The sequence below is a fragment of the Streptomyces sp. NPDC001401 genome, from assembly GCF_042895385.1.
Classification (GTDB): domain Bacteria; phylum Actinomycetota; class Actinomycetes; order Streptomycetales; family Streptomycetaceae; genus Streptomyces.
Window position 1 is genome coordinate 1 of sequence record NZ_JBIAWI010000023.1, and the last position, 18,611, is coordinate 18,611.

At 71.5% G+C, this 18,611-nt stretch carries 21 protein-coding genes; 11 read left to right on the forward strand and 10 right to left on the reverse strand.

Annotated features, from left to right (window positions below; all coding sequences use genetic code 11):
- Nucleotides 1-485: 485 nt before the first annotated feature.
- Complete coding sequence (locus ACFY10_RS46895) at nucleotides 486-1,451, reverse strand: pirin family protein (protein WP_390671515.1); 966 nt, start codon at nucleotides 1,449-1,451, stop codon at nucleotides 486-488.
- Nucleotides 1,452-1,563: 112 nt separating this feature from the next.
- On the opposite strand from ACFY10_RS46895, the gene ACFY10_RS46900 reads away from it, so the two are divergent.
- The 3 genes from ACFY10_RS46900 (at nucleotide 1,564) to ACFY10_RS46910 (ending at nucleotide 2,903) form a co-directional block, all read left to right on the forward strand.
- Nucleotides 1,564-2,046 (forward strand): MarR family winged helix-turn-helix transcriptional regulator, encoded by a 483-nt coding sequence (locus ACFY10_RS46900; protein ID WP_390671516.1) that lies wholly within the window; start codon nucleotides 1,564-1,566, stop codon nucleotides 2,044-2,046.
- Nucleotides 2,043-2,486: a MarR family winged helix-turn-helix transcriptional regulator gene (locus tag ACFY10_RS46905; protein ID WP_390671517.1), complete on the forward strand. Its 444-nt coding sequence runs from the start codon at nucleotides 2,043-2,045 to the stop codon at nucleotides 2,484-2,486. The genes ACFY10_RS46900 and ACFY10_RS46905 overlap by 4 nt, the downstream gene beginning before the upstream one ends.
- Before the next feature lie 69 nt (nucleotides 2,487-2,555).
- Nucleotides 2,556-2,903 carry a tetratricopeptide repeat protein gene (locus ACFY10_RS46910; RefSeq protein WP_390671518.1) on the forward strand — a complete coding sequence of 116 codons (348 nt, stop codon included), beginning with the start codon at nucleotides 2,556-2,558 and terminating at the stop codon, nucleotides 2,901-2,903.
- Between the two features lie 91 nt (nucleotides 2,904-2,994).
- Here the strand turns inward: ACFY10_RS46910 and ACFY10_RS46915 are convergent, their stop codons facing one another.
- Entirely contained in the window at nucleotides 2,995-4,407 is a 1,413-nt protein-coding gene (locus ACFY10_RS46915) for a PepSY-associated TM helix domain-containing protein (protein ID WP_390671519.1), read from the reverse strand.
- 146 nt (nucleotides 4,408-4,553) lie between these two features.
- Between ACFY10_RS46915 and ACFY10_RS46920 the strand changes: the two genes are divergently transcribed.
- Complete coding sequence (locus ACFY10_RS46920; RefSeq protein ID WP_390671520.1) at nucleotides 4,554-5,207, forward strand: peptide deformylase; 654 nt, start codon at nucleotides 4,554-4,556, stop codon at nucleotides 5,205-5,207.
- A gap of 41 nt (nucleotides 5,208-5,248) precedes the next feature.
- Complete coding sequence (locus tag ACFY10_RS46925; RefSeq protein WP_390671521.1) at nucleotides 5,249-5,476, forward strand: hypothetical protein; 228 nt, start codon at nucleotides 5,249-5,251, stop codon at nucleotides 5,474-5,476.
- A 5-nt stretch (nucleotides 5,477-5,481) separates the two neighbouring features.
- Here ACFY10_RS46925 and ACFY10_RS46930 read toward each other — a convergent pair whose 3' ends face one another.
- Together ACFY10_RS46930 and ACFY10_RS46935 are read right to left on the reverse strand one after the other, a co-directional pair.
- On the reverse strand, nucleotides 5,482-6,165 hold the full coding sequence (locus tag ACFY10_RS46930; protein WP_390671522.1) for a DUF6082 family protein: 684 nt from the start codon (nucleotides 6,163-6,165) through the stop codon (nucleotides 5,482-5,484).
- A gap of 164 nt (nucleotides 6,166-6,329) precedes the next feature.
- Complete coding sequence (locus ACFY10_RS46935; RefSeq protein WP_390671523.1) at nucleotides 6,330-7,763, reverse strand: dihydrolipoyl dehydrogenase family protein; 1,434 nt, start codon at nucleotides 7,761-7,763, stop codon at nucleotides 6,330-6,332.
- Between the two features lie 121 nt (nucleotides 7,764-7,884).
- Between ACFY10_RS46935 and trxA the strand changes: the two genes are divergently transcribed.
- The gene (gene trxA, locus ACFY10_RS46940) at nucleotides 7,885-8,271 is read left to right on the forward strand and encodes a thioredoxin (protein ID WP_390671524.1); all 387 of its coding nucleotides are present in this window, start codon (nucleotides 7,885-7,887) and stop codon (nucleotides 8,269-8,271) included.
- A 9-nt stretch (nucleotides 8,272-8,280) separates the two neighbouring features.
- Here trxA and ACFY10_RS46945 read toward each other — a convergent pair whose 3' ends face one another.
- The 3 genes from ACFY10_RS46945 to ACFY10_RS46955 are packed head-to-tail and all read right to left on the reverse strand — an operon-like array spanning nucleotide 8,281 to nucleotide 11,993.
- Nucleotides 8,281-9,717, reverse strand: coding sequence for an aldehyde dehydrogenase family protein (locus tag ACFY10_RS46945; protein WP_390671525.1), 1,437 nt, complete (start codon nucleotides 9,715-9,717; stop codon nucleotides 8,281-8,283).
- A gap of 30 nt (nucleotides 9,718-9,747) precedes the next feature.
- Entirely contained in the window at nucleotides 9,748-10,926 is a 1,179-nt protein-coding gene (locus tag ACFY10_RS46950; protein WP_390671526.1) for a 4-hydroxybenzoate 3-monooxygenase, read from the reverse strand.
- Nucleotides 10,927-10,943: 17 nt separating this feature from the next.
- Entirely contained in the window at nucleotides 10,944-11,993 is a 1,050-nt protein-coding gene (locus ACFY10_RS46955) for a LacI family DNA-binding transcriptional regulator (protein ID WP_390671527.1), read from the reverse strand.
- 95 nt (nucleotides 11,994-12,088) lie between these two features.
- On the opposite strand from ACFY10_RS46955, the gene ACFY10_RS46960 reads away from it, so the two are divergent.
- Both ACFY10_RS46960 and ACFY10_RS46965 read left to right on the forward strand, forming a co-directional pair.
- Nucleotides 12,089-12,763, forward strand: coding sequence for a TetR/AcrR family transcriptional regulator (locus ACFY10_RS46960; RefSeq protein ID WP_390671528.1), 675 nt, complete (start codon nucleotides 12,089-12,091; stop codon nucleotides 12,761-12,763).
- A 16-nt stretch (nucleotides 12,764-12,779) separates the two neighbouring features.
- On the forward strand, nucleotides 12,780-13,913 hold the full coding sequence (locus ACFY10_RS46965; protein ID WP_390671529.1) for an FAD-dependent oxidoreductase: 1,134 nt from the start codon (nucleotides 12,780-12,782) through the stop codon (nucleotides 13,911-13,913).
- A gap of 7 nt (nucleotides 13,914-13,920) precedes the next feature.
- On the opposite strand, the gene ACFY10_RS46970 is transcribed toward ACFY10_RS46965, so the two are convergent.
- Nucleotides 13,921-14,601, reverse strand: a complete 681-nt coding sequence (locus ACFY10_RS46970) for a TetR/AcrR family transcriptional regulator (protein ID WP_390671530.1) — start codon at nucleotides 14,599-14,601, stop codon at nucleotides 13,921-13,923.
- 101 nt (nucleotides 14,602-14,702) lie between these two features.
- On the opposite strand from ACFY10_RS46970, the gene ACFY10_RS46975 reads away from it, so the two are divergent.
- The gene (locus tag ACFY10_RS46975; protein WP_390671531.1) at nucleotides 14,703-15,266 is read left to right on the forward strand and encodes an NAD(P)H-dependent oxidoreductase; all 564 of its coding nucleotides are present in this window, start codon (nucleotides 14,703-14,705) and stop codon (nucleotides 15,264-15,266) included.
- Nucleotides 15,267-15,324: 58 nt separating this feature from the next.
- Here the strand turns inward: ACFY10_RS46975 and ACFY10_RS46980 are convergent, their stop codons facing one another.
- A complete protein-coding gene (locus tag ACFY10_RS46980; protein WP_390671532.1) occupies nucleotides 15,325-16,230 on the reverse strand; it encodes a LysR family transcriptional regulator in 906 nt (301 codons plus the stop codon).
- Nucleotides 16,231-16,344: 114 nt separating this feature from the next.
- On the opposite strand from ACFY10_RS46980, the gene ACFY10_RS46985 reads away from it, so the two are divergent.
- Nucleotides 16,345-16,563 (forward strand): hypothetical protein, encoded by a 219-nt coding sequence (locus tag ACFY10_RS46985; protein ID WP_390671533.1) that lies wholly within the window; start codon nucleotides 16,345-16,347, stop codon nucleotides 16,561-16,563.
- Here the strand turns inward: ACFY10_RS46985 and ACFY10_RS46990 are convergent.
- Nucleotides 16,539-17,420, reverse strand: coding sequence for an LLM class F420-dependent oxidoreductase (locus ACFY10_RS46990; protein ID WP_390671534.1), 882 nt, complete (start codon nucleotides 17,418-17,420; stop codon nucleotides 16,539-16,541). The two genes, ACFY10_RS46985 and ACFY10_RS46990, sit on opposite strands and share 25 nt — an antisense overlap.
- Nucleotides 17,421-17,615: 195 nt before the next feature.
- Between ACFY10_RS46990 and ACFY10_RS46995 the strand changes: the two genes are divergently transcribed.
- The gene (locus ACFY10_RS46995) at nucleotides 17,616-18,605 is read left to right on the forward strand and encodes an FkbM family methyltransferase (protein WP_390671535.1); all 990 of its coding nucleotides are present in this window, start codon (nucleotides 17,616-17,618) and stop codon (nucleotides 18,603-18,605) included.
- The last annotated feature ends 6 nt before the right edge of the window (nucleotides 18,606-18,611 follow it).

An 18,611-nucleotide genomic window follows, 5' to 3' on the forward strand; every position in this document is an offset into this window, starting at 1 on the left:
CCCGGCCCGCCGCGCTGGGCGGGGCCGTCGCCGCGGGGGTCGTGGGTGGTCCGGCCCCCCCCGGGTGACCGGCGGTGGGGGTCTCGGTGTCTAGCCCCTTGCCCCCACAGCTCGATGGTCGAGCAGATCCCTGTGAGGCGCCCACGGCCGAGTACCGGCGAGGCAGGTGCTGCCGGGGCGGCCACCGTCCCGAGGCGAAGGCCCGCACGTCCCACGTGGCCAGGCGCACCGGCGTACCCGTGCGTGGCCGCCGCCGGAAATGACGTGCGGCTGTTACAGAAGCGTCCCCGCCGCAGCCGAAGCGGTGGGTGGTGGAGCCGCCGCCTGCCCGGCGCCGCCACGCGGACTCCGGTCCGCGCAGACTGACGCGCCGTCACATGTCAGCAAGCGGACTGCCGCCCCACGCCCCCCAATGGTCGGGGAACTGAGAGTCCGGAAGTCCACGCATCCCCGCCTCGGCATCCCGATTGCCGCATCTGGGCAGGTCAACGCGCCCTTCCCCGTGGTTTCAAAGGTAGCGGCGGAAGCTCCGGGGCAGGCAGCGGTGCCCCGTCATACCCCTTCACCTCTCCGAATCGCGACCCGGTCATCCAGTCCTCACGAGCCTGGACGATCTCTTCCTGGGACCGTCCGATCCAGTTCCAGAACATGATGAGCTCCTCCTCGAAGGGCTCGCCGCCCAGGAGCATCAGGCCTGCGTCCGACTCGGCGCGCAGCGGGAGTTCGGTGCGGCCGCAGCCGAGGTAGAGCATCGAGCCCGGCAGCAGCGGCACGCCGTCGACGTGGGCCTCGCCGGACATGGACAGCACGGCGTACTCGAAGTCCGGCTCCAGCGGCAGGCGTACGTCCGCGCCGCGGGCGAGGGCCAGGTCGGCGCCGACGATCGGGGTGTACGTCGTGCCGGGCGAGGTCGCGCCGTCGAGGTCGCCGAGGATCAGCGTGGCCCTCAGGCCCGGTGCCGTGACGAGCGGCAGTTCGGCGTGGTGTTCGAAGTGCGGGTCGGTGTGGCGGTGGCCGTCGGGGAGGGCGACCCACAGTTGCGCGCCGTGCAGGAAACGGGCGTGCGGCCGGGGGCTCTCCTCGGAGTGGCTGATGGCCCGGCCGGAGGTCATGAGCCCCAGTTCGCGGGGGCGGATGGTCTGCAGGCTGCCGGTGGAGTCGCGGTGCAGCACCTCGCCCTGGTGCAGCCAGCTCACCGTCTGCAGGCCCATGTGCGGGTGCGGCGGCACCTGCATGCCGGGCTCGTCGGCGATGTCGTCGGGGCCGTAGTGATCGACGAAGCACCAGGCGCCGACCATGCGGCGGCCCAGGTTGGGCAGCAGACGGCGGACTTCGGTCGACTCGCCGAGCTTGACGCGGCGAGGGCTGAGGAGTTCACGCACGGGCTCCGCCACCACGAATCCACGGCCGCCGCACAGGGCGGGAACCGCCTCGCGATCAAGATTGCTCATGGCGCCAACCTAGCCCTGCCGAGGGCGTCCCGTCAGTCCGTCACTCGGGCGTTCTCGCCCACCACCCAGGAAATAGTAGCCATGGACATAATAGCCATGTACTGTATCTGCCATGAGTAGTGGTTCCGAGAAAGCCACGCCCGGCTTCCTGGTCTGGCGCCTGTCGATGAAGTGGCGGGTGGCCGTCGACCGGGCCGTGGCCCCGCTCGGCCTGACCCACGCGCAGTACTCGCTGGTGGCCTCGCTGTACGGCATGCAGCGCAGCGGGGAGCGTCCCAGCCAGCGCCGCCTCGCCGATCAGACCGGGCTCGAACCGCTCTACGTGTCCAAACTGGCCCGCGCCCTGGAAGCGGCCGGCCTCCTCGAGCGCACCCGGGACCCCAAGGACCCGCGCGCCGTACAGCTGGCCCTCACCGAGCAGGGCCGTGAGGTCACCGGACGTGCCATCAAGGTCGTGGCGAAACTCCTGCAGCAGCTGCTGGAGCCGCTCGGCGGTCTCGACAGCCCGCGCGCGCGGGAGTTCACCCGCGACCTGGCCACCCTGCTCGACGCACCTCTTGATCCATTCAGCGAGAACGAGACGGAGCAGCTATGACCACCACCGCACCCACCGTCAACGGCCGCGTCATCGCCCTGGCCCACTACGCCGGCCGTGCCGTCCTGGAGCACGTCCTGGCCCGCCATGGCGCCACCTTCCAGCAGCAGATCACCCTCAGGCCCCTCGCCGCCGCCGAAGGGCCCCTCGAGCGCGAGGTCCTCGTCGGGCAGGTCGCCGGCGACCTCAAGGTCGACGCGGCAGACGTGGAGGGCGTCGTCGAGGAACTGATCGCCAAGGGGCTGGCGGCGGCCGACACGTCCGCGGTCCGGATCACGGACGCCGGACGGGAGTTCCACACCGAGGTGAACGCCGAGACCGGGGAGATCTCCGCCCGGATCTACGCCGGAATCCCGGCGGAGGATCTGGCGGCGGCCGGTCGCGTGCTGGCCCTGGTGACCGAGCGGGCCGACAAGGAGCTGACCGCACTGTCGGCCTGAGGCCCCTCCCGCACACACTGGAATGTTCAACCATCCGTGGTGGTTGCAGTGGTCCGAAGGAGGTCACGAGTGGACACGACGTACTACGACCACGGAACACCGGCGGAGCGCTGGGAGCGCGCGCACATGTTCTTCGACGCCAAGGACTACGCCGCCGCGGCGCGCGTGCTGGGCGGGCTGGTCGAGGAGGTGCCGGAGCAGACCGGACCGCGGCTGCTGCTGGCGCGGGCCTACTACCACTCGGCCCAACTGCGCCGCGCGGAGACCGAGTTGCGCGTCATCGTCGAGCGCGACCCGGTGGAGCACTACGCCCGGCTGATGCTCGGCCGCACGCTCGAGCGGCAGGGGCGGCACGAGGAGGCCGACTCGCACCTGCGGATCGCCTCGGCGCTCGCGGGCGACTTCGAGCAGGTCTGAGCCAGCCCGTACGGCTCTACGGCTCTACGGCCGGGGCCCGGTTCCGCAAAGGAACCGGGCCCCGGCCATGTCTCCGCCCTGCGCCACCGCGCTACTTCACGGCCGGCTCCGGTGCCGGTATGTACCGTCCCCTGCGGTGGGCGATCTCGCCGAGGAGGACGTCGACCACGATGAAGACGGCCAGCGGAATGCCGAGCAGCGGCACGAAGTAGCCGAGGACGGCGATGACGGCGACCGCCGGGACGAGGATCTGCGGCGGTACCTGCTGCCAGGCGCCGCGCGGGATCGGCCGGCCGAAGGCGGAGCCGCGGCCGCGCTGCCACCACATGCGGTAGCCCCAGACGATCAGCAGGATGAGGGAGAGCGCGAGCAGCATCAGGGCGATCTGGTTGACCAGGCCGAACAGGACACCCGTGTGCAGGTCGATACCCCAGCGGGTCAGCTTGGCGAGCAACGGATAGTCGGCGAAGCGCAGTTCGTCGGTGACCTTGCCGGTGGCCGGGTCGACCGCGACCGAATCCTGCTTCTCGGGCCAGCTGCGCTGCACCTGCTTGACGACGTACGCGGAGTTCGCGTCGGCGGGCGGCACAAGCTCCACCGGGTCGGTCAGGCCCTTGGCCCGGGCCGCAGCCAGCACCTTGTCGAGTCCGACGCCGTGCTCGGCACCCCCGGCTGACGCGGAGCTTCCGTGACCCGCGTGCTCGCCACCCGCCGTCGCCGAGACGGACGGGGTGGCCTGGCCGAGCGAGGTGCGCAGCGTGTCGATGTTCGCCCCGGCGTAGGTCGACCAGGTCAGACCGGTCGCCGACAGGAAGATGAACCCGGCGGCGGCCCAGACGCCGACAGTGCCGTGCAGGCCGAGCGTGCGGCGCCGCCCGCTGGTCCCGCGCACTTTGCGCAGGGCCCGGCGGCGGGAGAACCACAGCAGCAGACCGCCGCCCGCGATCACCCACAGCCAGCTCGCGGCGAACTCGCTGTAGAGCCGGCCGGTGTCGCCTAGGTGCAGGTCACGGTGGAGCTCGTCGATCCAGGTACGCAGCGGCAACGCGCCCGTAGAGCCGTACTGTTCGAGGGCGCCACGCACCTTGCCGGTGTACGGGTCGACGAAGACCGCGAGGGAGTGGTCGGGGTCGACGCCCTTGACGCCGGAGAGCAGCACTCTGGTGGTGGCGTCGGCCTCCGGGGAGGGGCGTACGGCCGAGACGGTGCCCTCGGGGTGGGCCTTGCGGGCGGCGGCCACCTGCTCGGAGATCGGCAGCTCGGTGTCGCCCACCTTGGCGACGGTCATCTCCTGCGCGTACACGAGCTTCTCGGCCTGGAACGCGCCGGCGTACAGGAAGCCGGTGACGGCGGCGACGAGCAGGAACGGTGCGACGAGCACTCCGGCGTAGAAGTGCAGGCGCAGCACCAGCGGGCGGAGCGGCGCGAGGCGGCCGGGGGACGGCGCCGGGGTGGCGGCCGGTTGCGGGGCCTCGTCCTTGGTGGTCGAGGGAGCGGTGGACATCGGCGGGCTTCTCCGGGGGGAGGGGGACGGGGTGTGGCGTAGCGGTCCAGTAGTCGGGGGCGGGGGGCGCCGAGTTCCCGGAGACGGGAGTGGTGTGCGTCACACGTCGCGACGGCTGTGGCCGAAGTCCATGGCATCCTGGCCCGATGGCAACTCCCCGTGATCACGCGCCCCTTGCCGAGCAGGTCGAGGAACTCCTCGCCACCGACGGCCCGTTGCCCATCGTCGCGGCCGGCGACCCGGCCCTGAGGGCCGGCACCGAGCACTTCGACGGCCAGCTCGGCCCCGCCCTGCTTGCCCGCTTCGTCGAGGCCCTGCGCGTCACCATGCACGAGGCGCCGGGCGTGGGCCTCGCCGCGCCGCAGGTGGGTGTGCCGCTGCGGATCGCGGTGATCGAGGATCCGGCGCCGGTGCCGGAGGAGGTACGGCTGGCCCGCGGCCGGGTGCCGCAGCCGTTCCGGGTGCTGGTCAATCCGACGTACGAGCCCGTCGGTGCGGCTCGGGCCGCCTTCTTCGAGGGGTGTCTGAGCGTGCCGGGATGGCAGGCGGTGGTGGCGCGGGCCGCCGAGGTGCGGCTGAGGGGTGAGGACGAGTTCGGGCGACCGGTGGACGAGGTGTTCAGCGGCTGGCCGGCGCGGATCGTGCAGCACGAGACCGATCATCTCGACGGCGTTCTGTACCTCGACCGGGCGGAGCTGCGCTCTCTGTCGTCGAACCAGGCGATGGCGGAGCGGTGGACGCAGGCGACGCCTCAGGAGGCGGCGCAGGTCCTGGGTTTCGATCTGCCGTCACCGTCGTGAAGAACGTTTCTGCAGGTACCGGCGCTGCTAATGTGACCGACGTGACCCAGATCAAGTTGCTGGCAACCGCCGCCTCGTGCCTCAGCGAGTCCACTTGTCCCGCCGTCTTCGAGCTGCCGAGCGGCGATCTGGCCCTCATCGGCTCGGAAGCACCCGGCGAGTTGCACGACCAGCTCCCCCAGGGCACCGGTGTGGGGCCGGGTGAACGCCTTGTGGTGGTCCCCCGCAGTGTCGCCCTCGCAGCGGGATGGCAGCCTCCCTCGGCTTGAGGTCCTCACTCGACTCCCGGCTCGTCCACCTGATGACGCCGGTAGGCCAGTTCGGCCATCTCGTAGAACTTCCACATGGCACCGCCGGACGCGGTACCCACCGTGCGGTTCGGCCGTGACTGTTCCCAGAACTCACGAATCACCTCGCTCTTGAACAGCCGGTACATGCCCGCTTCCATCTCGTCGGCCGATGTGTAGTTGACCATGTACGCCATGTACTGGAATGAAATGATCAGGTTGGCGTAAAGGAACTGCTTCCGCTTCTCCTCGGAGATCTCCGGCCCCCAGCTCGGCCACACATCGGCCAGCACGGGATCCTCGATGGCCGCACTCAGCAGCGCGTGATGCTGCGCCCGCACAGCCGATTCCGCCACGCGCTGAGCGCATTCGTTGTTGAAGCGCGCGTACTCGCTCTGCGACATCACCTCGGTCAGCTGGGCGTCGAGCAACTCCCGCTGCACATGCGTCTCTTGACGTTGCTGATGGAACGTCCGGACCATGAAGACGAGCACGATCATCGACGTCACACCGGCTGCCGCCCCGAACGCCTGCCCTGCGTTGCCGCTTTGCGGAGACTGCAGCCCCGGTACGCGTACCAGAAACACAGTGACCAGAATCGAGGCAACGCAGGCCGCCACGACCAAAGCGGACGCGGCGGCCAGTTCCTTCAGCCCCCTGAGCCCAGACATCGCCCCAGCTCCCCCCTGCGACGGCAACAGCAGCAGATCAGGCTGCTGTTCCTGTACCCCCTCCGAAATGCCCTCGTGGCGTCACCGCGAACTGGCGCACCCACGGCGCAAAGAGGCACATGCCGTCAACACATCCCAGGCGTCCATCCGGCAGCTGTCGTACGTCAGTTGTCGCGGTACGCCTCCAGCAGCCGCAGCCACACCTCGCTGATCGTCGGGAACGACGGCACCGCGTGCCAGAGCCTGCTGACCGGGACCTGGCCGGCGACGGCGATCGTCGCCGAGTGGATGAGTTCGCCGACGCCGGGGCCGACGAAGGTGACTCCGCGCAGGATCTCCTCGTTCAGGTCCACGACCATCCGGGCGCGGCCGCGGTATCCGTCGGCGTACAGGCCCGCGCCGGACGCGGAGGACATCTCGACGTCCACGGCCCGGACCCGGTACCCGGCCTGTTCCGCCTCCGCGAGGGAGAGGCCGACGGCCGCCGCCTCCGGGTCGGTGAAGACGACCTGGGGGACGGCGTGGTGGTCGGCGGTGGCGGCGTGGGCGCCCCAGGGGTCCGACTCCAGGAGCGGGACGCCGGAGGCGCGGGCGGCGATGGCGGCGCCGGCGATGCGGGCCTGGTACTTGCCCTGGTGGGTGAGGAGTGCGCGGTGGTTGACGTCGCCGACCGCGTACAGCCAGTCGCTGCCGGTCACCCGCAGGCTGTCGTCGACCGGCAGCCAGCTGCCCGGCTCCAGGCCGACCGTGTCCAGGCCGATGTCGCCGGTCTTCGGTCGGCGCCCGGTGGCGAAGAGGATCTCGTCGGCCTCGATGCGGTCGCCCTGGTCGGTCACCACCACGACCGTGCCGTTCTCGCGCGTGACCGACTCCACGGACGTGCCGGTGCGGACGTCCGCACCGGCCTCGGTGAGGGCCTCTGCCACCAGTTCGCCGGCGAAGGGCTCCATGCGGTTGAGCAGGCCCTTGCCGCGGACGAGGACGGTGACCTGTGAGCCGAGGGCCTGCCAGGCGGTGGCCATCTCGGTGGCGACGACTCCGCCGCCGACCACGACGAGACGGCCGGGCACGGCCTGCGCGCTGGTCGCGTTCCTGCTGGTCCACGGCTTGACCTCGGCCAGGCCCGGCAGATCGGGCAGTACGGCGTCGGTGCCGGTGCAGAGGGCGACGGCGTGGCGGGCGGTGAGCACCTTCCGCCCGCCGTCCGAGCCGGTGACGGTCACCGTGCGCGGGCCGGTCAGGCGGCCGTGGCCGCGGTGGAGGTCGGCGCCGATGCCGTCCAGCCACTGGGCCGCGCCGTCGTCGTGCCAGTCGGAGGTGTAGTAGTTGCGGTGCGCGAGGACCGCGGCCGCATCGAGGGGGCCCTGCACCGACTGGCGCAGGCCGGGCACGCGGCGGGCGTCCGCGCGGGCGATGACCGGGCGCAGCAGGGCCTTGCTGGGGATGCAGGCCCAGTACGAGCACTCGCCGCCGACCAGCTCGCTCTCCACGACCGCGGTGGACAGGCCGGCCGCACGGGTGCGGTCGGCGACGTTCTCCCCCACGGGCCCGGCCCCGAGCACCACGACGTCGTACGCGATGGTTTCCGTTTCCGTCATGGGGTCAGTCTGGTGGGTGGTGTGCGCTCAGGCCACACGGGTAGGGGCGCGGAATACGTGACCGGCCGGCCGTGTTGTGCCGACGGCTTCGCCCCGACAGCAGGAAGAGGGATTTCAGGTCATGAGCAGCACCGTGGAGCTCACCAAGGAGAACTTCGACCAGACGGTCACGGACAACGACTTCGTCCTGATCGACTTCTGGGCGTCGTGGTGCGGGCCGTGCCGTCAGTTCGCGCCGGTCTACGAGAAGGCGGCCGAGGACAACCCCGACCTGGTGTTCGGCAAGATCGACACCGAGGCGCAGCCGGAGCTGGCCGCGGCCTTCGGTATCCAGTCGATCCCGACGCTGATGATCGTCCGCGACCAGGTCGCCGTGTTCGCGCAGCCGGGCGCCCTGCCCGAGGCCGCCCTGACGGACGTCATCGGCCAGGCCCGCAAGCTGGACATGGACGAGGTCCGCAAGGCGGTCGCGGAGCAGCAGACGCAGGCCGAGCAGAACGGCCAGTAGTCGCCCGGATCAGAACGGGTAGGGCGCCACGTCCGCGCGCACCGTCGTCCAGCGCACGTCGGTGAAGGCCTCCAGGTTGGCCTCGCCGCCGAAGCGGGCGCCGGTGCCGGACGCGGCGATGCCGCCGAAGGGTGCCACGGCCTCGTCGTTCACCGTCTGGTCGTTGATGTGGACGATGCCGGTCGGGATGCGCTCGGCGAGGTCGAGGCCGCGGGCCGCGTCGCGGGTGACGATGCCCAGGGAGAGGCCGTACTCCCCCGCCGACGCCAGGGCTGCCGCCTCGTCCGCGTCGGCGAAGGACCGTACAGGCGCGACCGGGCCGAAGACCTCCTCGGCGTAGGCGGGGGTCTGGTCGTCGACGCCCGCGAGGACCGTCGGCCGGTAGAAGAGGCGTTCATGGGTGCCGCCCGCGGCCAGTTTGGCGCCGCGGGAGGTGCTGGCCTCGACCAGGCCGTGCACCTTGGTCAGCTGGGCGTCGTCGATGATGGGGCCGAGGTGGACCTGTTCGCGGTGCGGGTCGCCGACGGCGAGTGAGTCGGCCTTGGCTGCGAGGCGCTCGACGTACTCCCCGTACAGGGACTGGTGCACCAGGTGGCGGCCGGTCGTCATGCAGATCTGGCCCTGGTGGAAGAACGACCCCCAGGCGGCCGTGGAGATCACCGCGTCGAGGTCGGCGTCCTCCAGCACGACCAGGGCGGAGTTCCCGCCGAGTTCCAGGTGGACGCGCTTGAGGAGGCGGCCGCCCGCCTCGCCGACCGCCCGGCCGGCCGCCGTGGAGCCGGTGAAGGAGATGACGGGGATCTTCGGGTCGGCGACCAGTGCCTGGCCGACGTCCGGGCCGCCCGGCAGCACGTGCAGCAGGTTCTCGGGCAGGCCCGCCTCGGCGAACACGGCCGCGAGGGCCAGTCCGCCGCAGACCGCCGTCCGCGGGTCCGGCTTCAGGACGACCGCGTTGCCCAGGGCGAGGGCCGGGGCGACCGAGCGGATGGAGAGGATCAGCGGCGCGTTGAACGGGGAGATCACGCCGACCACACCCACCGGGACCCGTCGCGTGTACGACAGGCGCGGTGCCTCGCTGGGCAGGATCTGTCCGGCCGGGCGGGAGGCGAGGGCTGCGGCCTCGTAGCACTCCTGGGCGGCGACGTGCAGCTCGAACTCGGCCTTGCCGGGGATGGAGCCGGACTCGCGGACGATCCACTCGCGCAGTTCGTCGGCGTGCGCGGCGAACAGGTCGCCGGCCTTGCGCAGGACGCCGGCGCGGACGAAGTGCGGGACACGGGCCCACTCGGCCTGGGCGGAGCGGGCGGCCTCGGCGGCGGTGCCCACGTCCTCGGCCGAGGCGAGGGTGACGGTGGCGAGGGTGTCCCCGGTGGCGGGCTCCGTAACGGCGTACTCCGGCCCCGACAGGGGGCGGGACTGCCAGGTCTTCGGGTCGAGCAACGGCATGACGGCTCTCCGTTTCGTCACCGGCGGGACTCAGGTCATGAGCGGAAGTCCCGAGTAGTTGGCGGCCAGTTCGGCGGCCGCGTGGCGGGATGCGGCGATCCGGCGCAGACGTGTCAACTGCAGGCGGTTCTCGAACGCATCCCCATCTGGTTGAGCATGCAACATCTTAGTCATGTCGTACGAGAAGCGCGTGGCCTGCCACACCCGGGCGAGGCATATCTCCGAATAGGTGTCGAGGAGTTGCTCGGATCCGGTGCGGTGCAGCTCGGCGAAGGCGCGGGCGAGGACGCGGACGTCAGAGACGGCGAGGTTGAGCCCCTTGGCTCCGGTCGGCGGCACGATGTGGGCGGCGTCCCCGGCGAGCAGCAGGCGGCCGTGGCGCATCGGTTCGTGGACGTAGCTGCGCATGGAGGTCACGGACTTGGCGGTGATCGGGCCGCGGTGCAGGGTCCAGTCGGCGTCGATTGCGAAGCGGGCGGCGAGTTCGTCCCAGATGCGGTCGTCGGGCCAGTCGTCGGGGTCGGTGTCGTTGGGGACCTGGAGGTAGAGGCGGGAGAGGTGCGGGGAGCGCATGCTGTGCAGGGCGAAGCCGCTCTCGCCGCGCGCGTAGATCAGTTCGTCGCAGGACGGTGCCACGTCGGCGAGGATCCCGAGCCAGGAGTACGGGTAGTCGTGCGCGTACGAGCGGCTGCTCGCGGCCGGGAAGGTGTCGCGGGAGATGCCGTGGAAGCCGTCGCAGCCGATCACCCAGTCGCAGGTCAGCGTCTGCTCGCGGCCCTCGTGCAAGAAGCGCACGACGGGTGAGGCACTCTCCGGCTTCTCGATCGCCAGGGCCTCCGCCTCGAACAACAGCGGTGGCCCCTCGGCCAGTTGGAGGGCGACGAGGTCCTTCACGATCTCGGTCTGGGCGTAGATGGTGACGGTACGGCCGCCGGTGAGGGCCGGGAAGTCGATGTGGTGGCGTTCGCGGTCGAAGCGCAGCTCGATGCCCTGGTGGACCAGGCCCTCGGTGTTCAGGCGCTGGGCGGCGCCGGCCTCGCGCAGGGCGTCGACCGTGCCCTGCTCCAGCATTCCGGCGCGCTGGCGGTGCTCGACGTACTCGCGGGTCCTGGCCTCCAGGACGATGCAGTCGATGCCGGTGCGGTGCAGCAGCCGGGCCAGGAGCAGTCCGGCGGGGCCGCCGCCGATGATGCCGACCGTCGTGCGCATGCGCGCCTCCCGTGGGTTCAGCTGGACTCGCGGTGCACCACCGTGGCTCCCAGCACCTTGTGCGTTTCGGGCGCGGCGCCGGGGTTGCGGACCGCGCGGTCGACCAGTTCGGCGAGGTCGCGGCCGGACGGCAGCTCGATGTGGACCGTGCTCAGCCGGGGCCGCAGCAGCCGGCCGAGCATGAGGTCGTCGGCGCCGATCACGGCCGTGTCCTCCGGGACGCGCACTCCCCCGTCCTGCAGGGCGCGCATCAGCAGCATCGCGTACTCGTCGTTGTACGCGAACACGGCGTCCAGGTCGAGGCCGCGCCAGCGGGCGGCGAGGCGCGCGGCGGATTCCTCCTCGTAGGCGAGGGGCAGTTCGGTGACGGCGGCGTCGGTGCCGTGCAGGGCGCGGCGCACGCCTTCGAGGCGGGGCAGGGAGAAGGACTCCAGGCCCTCTTCCTCGGGTACGACGACGCCGATGCGGCGCCGGCCGCGGTCGAAGAGGTGACTGCCGGCGCAGTGGCCGACGGCCTCGTGGTCCATCAGCAGGGCGTGGGCGCCGTCGACGGAGTTGGGCCCGAGGGTGACGACGGCCCGGGCGCCGGAGCGCTTGAGCACGGTCACGCCCTGGGGGCCGAGGGAACCGGGGCCGGGCACCAGGACGGCGACCGGGCGCAGTTCGGCCCAGGCGCGGGCGGCCTCGTCGCCGTGCACGCCGACGGAGCCGTACTGCACGACCGTGTAGTCGAGGCGGCCGAGCGCCCATTGCAGCTCGCTGATGAACTGGCTGTAGAGGGGGCCGACCGGGAAGCGCGGCGCGGGCATCAGGACCAGGCGGCTGTGTCCGGCGCGCAGGCTGCGGGCGGCCGCGTGCGGCACGTACCCGAGTTCCTTGGCGGCCTCGTGGACGCGGCGGCGCGTGGGCTCGCTGATCCGTACGGCACTGGTGTTGTTGAGGACGTAGGAGACGGTCGCGCGCGAGACGCCGGCCAGGCGGGCCACATCGGCGCTCGTGGGCACGGAGCGCGGTGCGGGCGACGAGGGCGCGGGCGTTTTCGGTATCTGCACCATGACGTACGGCATCTTTGCAGAACCTGTGGCCGGGGCCACAGGCGGGCGGGGGCGAACATGTTCGTCACGAACTTGTTCGCAACGAACATGTTCGTTATGGTGAGGGTATGACAGACCGCCCTGACACCCCGCGCAGCCGCCGTGAGCGCCCGGCCAAGCCCGCTCTGACCAGGGCGGGCATCGTTGCCGCGGCCGTCGCGGTCCTACGCGCCGAGGGCCTGCAGAAGGTGACCATGCGGCGCCTGGCGCAGGAGCTCGACACCGGCCCGGCCTCGCTGTACGTCTACGTCCGCAACACCGCGGAGCTGCATGCGGCCGTCCTGGACGAGCTGCTGGGGACGGTCGGGCCGGCCCCGGCCGAGGGCCCGTGGCGGGAGCGGCTGGAGCGGGTGCTCACCGCGTATACGGCAATGCTCTTCGAGCACCCGAGCCTGGCCCGCTCCGCGCTGACGGCCCGGCCCAGCGGCCCGCACTACCTGAACCTGATCGAGACGCTGCTGTCGCTGCTCGACGAGGGCGGCGTGCCGCCCGCGCAGGCCGCGTGGGGTGTGGACCTGCTGCTGCAGCACGCCACCGCCACGGCCGCCGAGCACTCCGGCGACGGACAGCCCGAGGAGGACTGGGACGCCCTGCGCCGCAACCTGTTCGGCGTCTCGGAGCGGACCCATCCGCGCATCGCCGCCGTCGGTGACTCCCTGCTCTCGGGTGCGCCCGAGGACCGCCTGTCGTGGGGGCTGAGGGTGCTGATCGCGGGCATCGAACAGACCACCGTGTCCGACTGACCTCAAGGAGTACGCCATGACCGCACACCACCCCATAGCCGTCGTCGGCGCCGGGCTCGGCGGCCTCGCTCTCGCCCGTGTGCTGCATGTGCACGGCGTCGAGGCGGCCGTCTTCGACCTGGACGCCTCCCCCGCCGCCCGCACCCAGGGCGGCATGCTCGACATCCACCACGACTCCGGCCAGGTGGCACTGCGCGCCGCGGGGCTGTACGACGAGTTCCGTGCGCTCGTGCACCAGGGCGGCCAGGCCATGCGCATCCTCGACAAGGACGCGGTGGTCCGGATGGAGGAGACGGACGACGGCAACGGCAGCCGCCCCGAGATCGACCGCGGCGACCTGCGCAGCCTGCTCCTCGGCTCGCTGCCCGAGGACACCGTCCGCTGGGGCGCCAGGGTTACCGGCGCCCGGCCGCTGGGCGGCGGCCGGCACGAAGTGACGCTCGGGGACGGCACGGCGTTCACCACGGACCTGCTGGTCGGCGCCGACGGTGCCTGGTCACGGATCCGCCCGCTGCTCTCCGCGGCCCAGCCCGCCTACACGGGTGTGTCGTTCGTCGAGGTGGACCTGCACGACGCGGACCTGCGTCATCCGGTCAGCGCCGAGGTGGTCGGCGGCGGCATGCTGTTCGCACTCGGGGCGGGCCGGGGCTTCCTCGCGCACCGCGAGACTGACGGCAGCCTGCACGTCTACGTCGCGCTGGAAGCCGCCGAGGGGTGGCTCGACGGCATCGACTTCACCGACACCGAGGCGGCCAAGGCAGCCGTACTGGAGCACTTCGCGGACTGGGACAAGAGCCTGTGGGCACTGGTCGCCGATGCCGACGGTGCCCTGGTCCCGCGGCGCATCCACGCCCTGCCGGTCGGGCACCGCTGGGAGCATGCACCGGGGGTCACGCTGGTCGGGGACGCGGCGCATCTGATGTCGCCGTTCGCCGGGGAGGGCGCCAACCTCGCCCTGCTCGACGGCGCCGAACTGGGCCTGGCCCTGGTCCAGCACCGCGGCGACACCGGGGCCGCCCTGGCCGAATACGAGGAGAAGCTGTTCCCCCGCAGTGAGTTCGCCGCCTCCGAGTCCGCACGCAACAGCGCCCTGCTGTTCCGCTCCGATGCGCCGCAGGGTCTGCTGAACATGTTTGCCGCCCACGGCTGAGCAGGACTCAGCGGCGCGGCTCGCTGCCGGTGACCCGGTCGACCAGGTCGGCCCATCCCGCCTCCAGTCGCTCCAGCGGCATCCCGCACTGCCTGGTCAGATGGTGGATCAGGGCGGGGTCGAGATAGCCCATCAGGGTCTGGGCGAGAAGTTCGCAGTCGGCGTCCGGCAGGATCTGCCGCAGCAGGATCATGACGTGCGTGTGCAGCGCCCGGCTCGACGGGTGGGCGAAGCGGCGGGTCGGTTCCGGCTGGGCGGCCAGTTGCAGATCCAGCTGCTCGACCGAGCGATACAGCACCGCCACGCCGAACGCCCGCAGCCGATCGACCGCCGGTGCCCCGGGCCCCAGCGGCGGCGGCCCGCCCAGGAAGTCGGCCTGCAGCTGCTTCGCCGAATGGTCCAGCAGTGCCGTCAGCAGCCCGGTGCGGTCGCCGAAGCGCCGGAAGACGGTCCCCTTGCCCACGTGGGCCGCCGCGGCGACCGCCTCCATGGTGACTCCGGCCACCCCGTGCTCCGCGATCAGCCGCGTGGCCGCCTCCAGCAGCCGGGCCCGGTTGCGGGCGGCGTCGGCGCGCAGGCACGGCTCGTCTGCCGCGGAGCCGAGCTGCAGTAACTCGGGCTCGCCGACGGGCTCTTGGGGCCTCGGAAGGGGCGGCAGGGTGGCGGACATGAAGACAGCATAAAGCATCGGGAACAAAACTGGACCGCGGTCCGGTTAGGTGCTACAACAATAAACGGACCTCGGTCCGGATCGTAACGGCAATGTTTCAGCACCCCCTGGAGTACCCCATGTCTGTTCGCATCCTTGCGCTCGTCGGCAGCCTTCGCGCCGGTTCGCACAACCGCCAGCTCGCCGAGGCGGCCGTCAAGTTCGCTCCCGAGGGCGCGGACGTCGAGCTGTTCGAGGGCCTGGCCGAGATCCCCTTCTACAACGAGGACATCGACGTGGAGGGCAGCGTCCCGGCCGCCGCCGCGAGGCTGCGCGAGGCCGCGCAGGCCGCCGACGCGTTCCTGTTCTTCGCCCCCGAGTACAACGGCACCATCCCGGCGGTCCTGAAGAACGCCATCGACTGGCTGTCCCGCCCCTTCGGCGCGGGCGCCTTCGGCGGCAAGCCGGCTGCCGTGGTCGGCACCGCGTACGGCCAGTTCGGCGGCGTCTGGGCGCAGGACGAGACCCGCAAGTCCCTGGGCATCGCCGGCGCCAAGGTGCTCGAGGACGTCAAGCTCTCCATCCCCGGCTCCGTGGTCCGCTTCGCCGAGACCCACCCGGCGGACGACGCCGAGGTCGCCGCGCAGCTGACCGAGGTCATCGCCCGCGTCCACGGCCACGCGGACACGGCCGCTGCCGCCTGACCGGTGCGGACATGACCCGAGAGGGCAGGAGCCTGTGGGCTCCGGCCCTCTTCGCGTCTCAGGCCACCGCCGTCGCGGCCAGCTCGTGCAGCTCCCCCAGCGCGGCCGCGATCGCAGGCCGTTCGCGGCCGCCGCTGCGGGTGCAGGTGAGCAGTTTGCGGTGCGGGTTGCCCGTGCAGCGGACCCGGACGATCGGCAGGTGCGGGGTGAGGTGGGCCAGGCGAGGGATCAGCGCGACGCCCAGCCGGTTGGCGACGAGGTGCGCGGTGACGTTCCAGTCCACGGCGTGATGGATCACGTCGGGACTGAAGCCCGCCTTGCCGCACGCCGACATCACATGCGTGCGGCACGCGCTCTCCGGCACCGGGGCGATCCAGCTCTCGCGCGCCGCGTCCCCGAGCTCGACGCGCTCGCGCCCGGCCAGGGGGTGCCCTTCCGGTACGACGAGGTCGAACGGGTCGTCCAGGAGCGGCTGCTGGTCGAAGCGGGCGTCGCCGAGCGGCGGATTGCGCGGGGTGGCCTCGACGATCGCCAGGTCGACCTCCCCTTCGAAGAGCAGGTCGAAGCTCTCCGGGACGCCCAACTCCTGGATGTGGACGCAGAGCCGAGGATGACGCTTCTGCAGACGGGCCGCCATCGGCGCGAGGAGCACCGACGCGGCCACCGCCAAGCCGCTCACGCGCAGCGGCCCGGCCGGGTCGCGGTGATCGGCCCGCAGGTCGAGTTCGGCCTGTTCCCAGCGGGCCTGGATCGCGTCCGCGTGCGCGAGCAGGCTCTCGGCGGCCGGGGTGAGCCGCACCCCGCGGCCCTGCGGTTCGAGGAGGTCGACGCCGAGGTCGCGGGCGAGCTGGCGGATCTGCTGGGAGGCCGCGGACGTGGTGAAGTGCAGAGCCCTGGCGGCCGCGGTGACCGTGCCGTAGTGAGCCACCGCCCTCAGGACGTGCAGTCGGCGCAGATCAATCATGAAGGCCAGGCTTCAAGGTCAGGTCCACAAAGTCAACCTGGACGTGTACGAACGCTGCGCTGCACGCTGGCTGTGTCGCGACGGTCCACCAGTCAGGACGTACGAGGAGTTGCCATGATCAGCACGACCGGCGCCAGCTGCCCGTACTGCGGTTGGCCCGACGGCGCCGAGCCCTTCCAGGTGGTGTCGCGGCACAGCACCGCGGCGGGCCGCACGGTGTGGACCCGCTGCGGCTGCGGCTCGCTGCAGGTCCGTGTGGTCGACGGCTGCGGGATGCGCGTCGTCTCGCGCAGCGGTCCCGCGCAGCCTCAGTCCAGTTCGGCCAGCCGCTGAACGGCCGGGGCCGCGAAGCTCTCGATCCATGCCGCGGGCTCCCCGAGGCGCGGCACGAGGATCACGGTGTCGACGCCGAGCTTGGTGTAGCCGGCGATGTCCCGCAGGAAGGCATCGAGGTCACCTTCCGTGGCCGACTCGCCCATGTAGGCGATCGTCTTGCGGATCCGGTCGTAGTCGCGTCCCTCGGTCTCGCAGTGCCCGCGCAGCACGTCGAGTTTGTGGCGGACCTCATCCGGCGAGGTCGCGAACAGGTTGCATGCGTCGCCGTACTTGGCGACCAGGCGCAGGGTCTTCTTCTCGCCACCTCCACCGATCATGATCTCGGGGTGGGGACTGCTGACCGGCGCCGGTACGCACAGGGTCTCGGCCAGCTTGTAGTGCTTGCCCTCGAAGGGGCCGTTCGCCTGCGGGTCCCACATCTGCAGACAGATCCGCAGGGTCTCCTCGAGCCGTTCGAAGCGCTCGGCGAGTGGCGGGAACGGTACGCCGAGGCCCTCGTGCTCGCGGTCGTACCAGGCCGCACCGATGCCGAGGGTGGCGCGGCCGCCGGACAGGACGTCGAGCGAGGTGGCGATCTTGGCCAGCAGTCCGGGGTGCCGGTAGGTCACGCCGGTGACCAGCGCACCCAGCTGAATCGTGGAGGTGTGGCCCGCGAGATAGCCGAGGGTCGTGTAGGCCTCCAGCATCGGCGCTTCGGCGCCGCCGTTGAACTCCATCTGGAAGTAGTGGTCCATGACCGACAGTCGGCTGATCCCCGCCGCCTCGGCCGCGGCGCCGGCCGCGGCGAGTTCGGCGCCCAGGGCGGGCCCTCCGCCGCTGTGGTCGAACCGGTTGATGTGTACGCCCACCCGCATGACCGTCTCCGTCCGTCCGGACCCTTGCCGTCCGTGGCGACGCTAGAACTTCGAGCGCTCTCGAAGTCAAGTACCGGCGGCCGGGCCGGCCGTGGCGGCCCTCGCCCGACACCTGATGGCAATCGGCGTTCACAGTCAAGACCAAGTCCATTCAAAGCGAAGACTGCTTCCGGTCACGTCGGGAAGGGGCGCCGGATGCAGACCTTCTACCGTCAACTGCTCAAGCTGATGCCCCGACTGGGCGTGCAGGTCACCGACCTCGGACCGGGTGCCGCGGTGGTCTCCCGGCGCGGCGGTCGCGTGCGGACCGCGCTCGGGCCCGGGGCCGACCTGCTCACCAAGGACAACGGCCGGTACTCGGTGACCGGCGTCGGCAACGACACCTGGGTGGTGGCGCGGACCAAGGCCCTCGGCAGGCTCAGGAGCGTCCGGCTCGGCGACAGCGGCGCCCGGCTGCTCCTCGACGAGCAGGCCGCGGGGGACGAGCGCCGGCTGCAGCTGGCGACCGCCGAGTACCTGTGCACCCAGCACGTCACCGCGATGCTCGACCTCTACGGCGTGAACTGCGTCTTCGACGTCGGGGCCAACGCCGGGCAGTACGCCAGGAGGCTGCGCCGGTTCGGCTACACCGGCCGGATCGTCTCCTTCGAGCCCACCGCGGACGCCTTCGAGCGGCTGAGCAAGGCCGCCGCGGACGACCCCGGGTGGCAGGTGCACCACCTCGGCCTGGGCCGCGAGGACACGGTCAGCTCCATCCACACGGGCTGGAACACCATGAACTCGCTGCTGCCGCCCAGCGACTACGGCCGCGGCCGCTACCAGCGTTTCACCAAGACCCGTACCGAAGAGATCCGGATCCGCCGCCTGGACGACGTGATGGACCAGGCGCTCGACGGCATCGACCAGCCGCGTCCGTTCCTGAAGATGGACACCCAGGGCTACGACCTGGAGGTGTTCGCCGGCGCCGGGGACCGGATCGGGGACTTCGTGGGCCTGCAGTCCGAGGTCGCCGTGCTGCGGCTGTACGAGGGCAGCCCGAAGATGAGCGAGGCCGTGGCCGTGTACGAGGACAGCGACTTCGAGATCACGGGCATGTACCCGGTGACGCGCGAGGCGGCCACGGGGCGGGTGGTCGAGTTCGACTGCGTGATGGTGCGTGCGAAGGCCGCGCCCGGGACGGACTGAGCGGCG